The organism is Oleiphilus sp. HI0086 (genome assembly GCF_001635225.1).
In genome coordinates this window covers 1-542 of record NZ_LWFZ01000933.1, presented here as the reverse complement: position 1 = coordinate 542, position 542 = coordinate 1, and the positions used below count along the sequence as shown (strand labels likewise).

Genomic DNA, 542 nt, shown 5'->3' with positions numbered 1-542 from the left:
TGAAGAAAGGCGCATGAATTACCTTGAGTTGACTAAGGAGCTCCGTTGCCCAAAATGTCAAAATCAAGATATCGCTGACTCTAACGCCCCAATTGCTGCCGACATGCGCAAAGAGGTTCACCGTTTACTTGAAGAAGGGAGTAGTCCTGAAGAAGTTGTTCAATTTATGATTGATCGCTTTGGAGATTTCGTCACCTATAAGCCAAAAGTTAGTAGTGAAACCTTAATGCTCTGGTATGGACCTTGGATTTTTATCATTTTTGGCATGGGCGTTATCGCTTACGCTGTTCGTAATAAGCGAAACACCAATCAAGATAAACCTGGCACATCAACGAGCAATGATTCGGTATCTGATTCTAGGGCCGACAGTACAAACAACAAAGTTCAGGCATTGCTTCGTGAGTTTGATGCCGACAACGATCAGGATAAATCTTAATGTACGACTTTTGGTTACCCGCTTTACTTTTACTATGCCTTGCAAGCTTGTTTGTTATCGTACCAAGCTTTCGCTTCGCATCTATCCAGCGACAAACAATCAAGCA

General features: G+C 42.4%; 1 protein-coding gene. It reads left to right on the top strand.

Annotated elements, in window-relative coordinates; genetic code table 11:
• Positions 1 to 436 (top strand): cytochrome c-type biogenesis protein (locus A3756_RS29065; protein WP_156490547.1); only part of this gene is annotated, 436 nt, incomplete at its 5' end.
• Positions 437 to 542: the final 106 nt, after the last annotated feature.